The sequence below is a fragment of the Bradyrhizobium sp. BRP19 genome (assembly GCF_020194195.1).
GTDB classification, from domain to species: domain Bacteria; phylum Pseudomonadota; class Alphaproteobacteria; order Rhizobiales; family Xanthobacteraceae; genus Bradyrhizobium; species Bradyrhizobium yuanmingense.
Genome location: NZ_JADYVZ010000062.1, coordinates 1 through 2645, shown reverse-complemented (window position 1 = coordinate 2645; position 2645 = coordinate 1). Strand labels below are relative to the sequence as shown.

Sequence of the window (2645 nt, the reverse complement as noted above, 5' to 3'; positions counted from 1 at the left end):
TATAGCGCGACAATCTGGGTGGGAAGCGCACGACAATCAGGATGGCGAGTCGGTGTCGCGGCGAGGTGATGATTGCCGCGTTAATTGTCGCGCGCAAGAGTTTTTTGAACTCTGATTGTCGCGGAGCGTCAATCAGAGACGGTTTTGGGTGTCGCATGTGACGGCGGGCGTCCAGGTCCGCGTTTTCGTTCGAGCGCGGTCCGCCTGCGATAGCTTTCGACGTTCATCTCGACGATGGTAGCGTGGTGGACAAGCCGATCGATGGCGGCGAGGGTCATAGCGGGGTCCGGGAAGACCCTGTTCCATTCGCCGAATGGCTGATTGGCTGTGATCAGCATCGAGCGTCGCTCGTAGCGTGCGCTGATGAGTTCGAACAGCACGCTGGTCTCGGCCTGGTCCTTGGTGACGTAGGCCAGGTCATCGAGGATCAGGAGATCGAAGCGATCAAGGCGGTTGATGGCGGCCTCGAGGTTGAGCTCGCGCCGCGCCACCTGGAGCTTTTGCACGAGATCGGTGGTTCTGGTGAAGAGAACGCGCCATCCGTTCTCGATCAGAGCGAGGCCGAGAGCACTTGCGAGATGGCTCTTTCCGCCACCGGGCGGGCCAAACAGCAGCAAATTGGCGCCCTTGCCCAGCCAGCCGTCGCCGGCGGCGAGCGCGGTGACCTGCGCCTTGGAGACCATCGGCACGGCCTCGAAGTCGAAGTTGTCGAAAGTCTTTCCGGCTGGCAGCCGTGCATCAACGAGGTGGCGCTCGATGCGACGGCGGCTGCGTTCAGCGATCTCGTGCTCGGCAATGGGGAGGAAGCGGGCCGCCGGCCAGCCTTCCTTGTCGGACTGCTCAGCAAATTGCGGCCACAGCACCTTGATGGCGGGCAGCCGCAGCTCGTTGAGCAACAGATTGAGGCGCGCGGTGTCGACGGTGTTGGCCGTGTTCATGCGGCACCTCCGATCTCGGCGGTGCCGATAAGGCACTCATAGGCGGCCAGTGGCGCGAGATGCACCACGACCTGCGGCACACGGGCAGGATCGGGCGCGAAGTGCGTGCGCAGCTGTCCGAGATCGGGCAATTGGCCGGCGTCCAGGTCAGCGGCGAGCTGACCGGCGAGTTCGGCCTCGCAGCCGCGCTCGTGCGCCAGCGCAAGCAGATCGACCATGAGCCGGCAGGCTTTCTTGTCCGGCAGCCGTTCGCGCAAACGATCGAAGGTCTTCCGATAGGCATCGCGCGGGAACAGCCGATCACGGTAGACGAGATTGAGCAGCGCCATCGGCTTGCGCCGCAAGGAATGGATCACGTGCCGATAATCGACGACCTGGTCGTGCTTGCCGTTGGGATGCGGCCGCCCACGCTGCAGGGTGACGAGATGGGTGCCGCCGACGAACACGTCGAGACGATCATCGTAAAGGCGCACCCGCAGCTGGTGGCCGATCAGGCGTGACGGCACGGTGTAGAACACCTTGCGCAAGGTGAAGCCGTCGCTTGACGTCACGCGGACAATCACCTCCTCGTAGTCCGAGGTGCGGCGATCTGGCAATGCCTGCAGGGTAGCGCGCTCGTGGTCGATGCGCTTGGCGTTGCGGGCATTGCGGCGGCTGACGATCTCGTCGATGAAGCCGCGGTAGGCGGCGAGATCATCGAAGTCGGCAGTGCCGCGCAACAGCAGCGCATCGGCGATCGTCCGCTTGAGATGGCCATGCGAGCTCTCGATCGCCCCATTCTCATGGGCGATGCCGCGATTGTTGCGGGAAGGCCGCATGCCGTAATGGGCGCAGAGGTCCTCGTACCGCCGGGTCAGATCGTCCTGAGCATTCCGGTCCAGATTGCAGAAGGCGGCCGACAGACTGTCGGTCCGATGCTCCCGCGGCGCGCCGCCGAGCGACCACAGAGCATTCTGCAGCCCTTCGGCCAAGGCGACGAAGCTCTCGCCACCGAGCACGACATGCGCGTGCTCAAAGCCGGAATAGGCCAGCCGGAAGTGATAGAGGCGATGATCGAGCGGCACGCCCGCAATGGTGACCCCGAGCTCGCCCATGTCGGTGAAGTCGGACAGGCCGACCTGACCCACTTCGTGGGTCTGACGGAAGATGACTTCCTGCTCCTCGCCGTGGATTGCCCGCCAGGCGCGGATCCGGCGCTCCAGCGTGCGGCGGATTCCAGCCCCGAGCTCAGGGTGGCGGCGCAACATCTCCTCGAAGATCGCGACAGCCCGCACGCCGGGGGCCGCCTTCAACATCGGTACGACCTCGGTCTCAAAAACACCGGCCAACGGGTCCGGTCGGCGCCGGCCGCGGGCTCCCTTCTTCTGCGATGGGAGCCTTCGATCCTTCTCGAAGCGATACGCGGTCGAGGTACTGAACGACGCCTTGGCGGCGGCCACTGGCGGGGTATCGGTCTGACGGTACTTCATGTAGAGCCTCATCTGGTGATCGGTAATGTATCGGCCTGGCAAGCGAGTGATTCCTCTTGGCGGAAGAACCACTTGCACAACCAGCCGGCCGCGATCACCAGTCGGCGCGGTCCCCTGTGGATCGCGCCGACGCCGGGCTCGTAACTCCGGTCGGGCTACGCCCTCCCTGCGTCACGAGCCCGGCGAAGCTCTCTCATCCTGATTGACGCTCCACTGTCACCCTGATTGCCGCGCGGCA

Annotated in this window: 2 protein-coding genes; both read right to left on the bottom strand. The window is 64.4% G+C overall.

What is annotated here, in order from left to right:
* Positions 1 to 128: 128 nt before the first annotated feature.
* Positions 129 to 938, bottom strand: a complete 810-nt coding sequence (gene istB / locus I6F36_RS38440; RefSeq protein ID WP_225143907.1) for an IS21-like element helper ATPase IstB — start codon at positions 936 to 938, stop codon at positions 129 to 131.
* Positions 935 to 2485, bottom strand: coding sequence for an IS21 family transposase (gene istA, locus I6F36_RS38435; RefSeq protein WP_225143909.1), 1551 nt, complete (start codon positions 2483 to 2485; stop codon positions 935 to 937). The genes istB and istA overlap by 4 nt, the downstream gene beginning before the upstream one ends.
* Positions 2486 to 2645: the final 160 nt, after the last annotated feature.

Bases quoted from the DNA above. Each gene is read 5' to 3' on its own strand.
- istB (WP_225143907.1), bottom strand. From the start codon at position 938: ATGAACACGGCCAACACCGTCGACACCGCGCGCCTCAATCTGTTGCTC.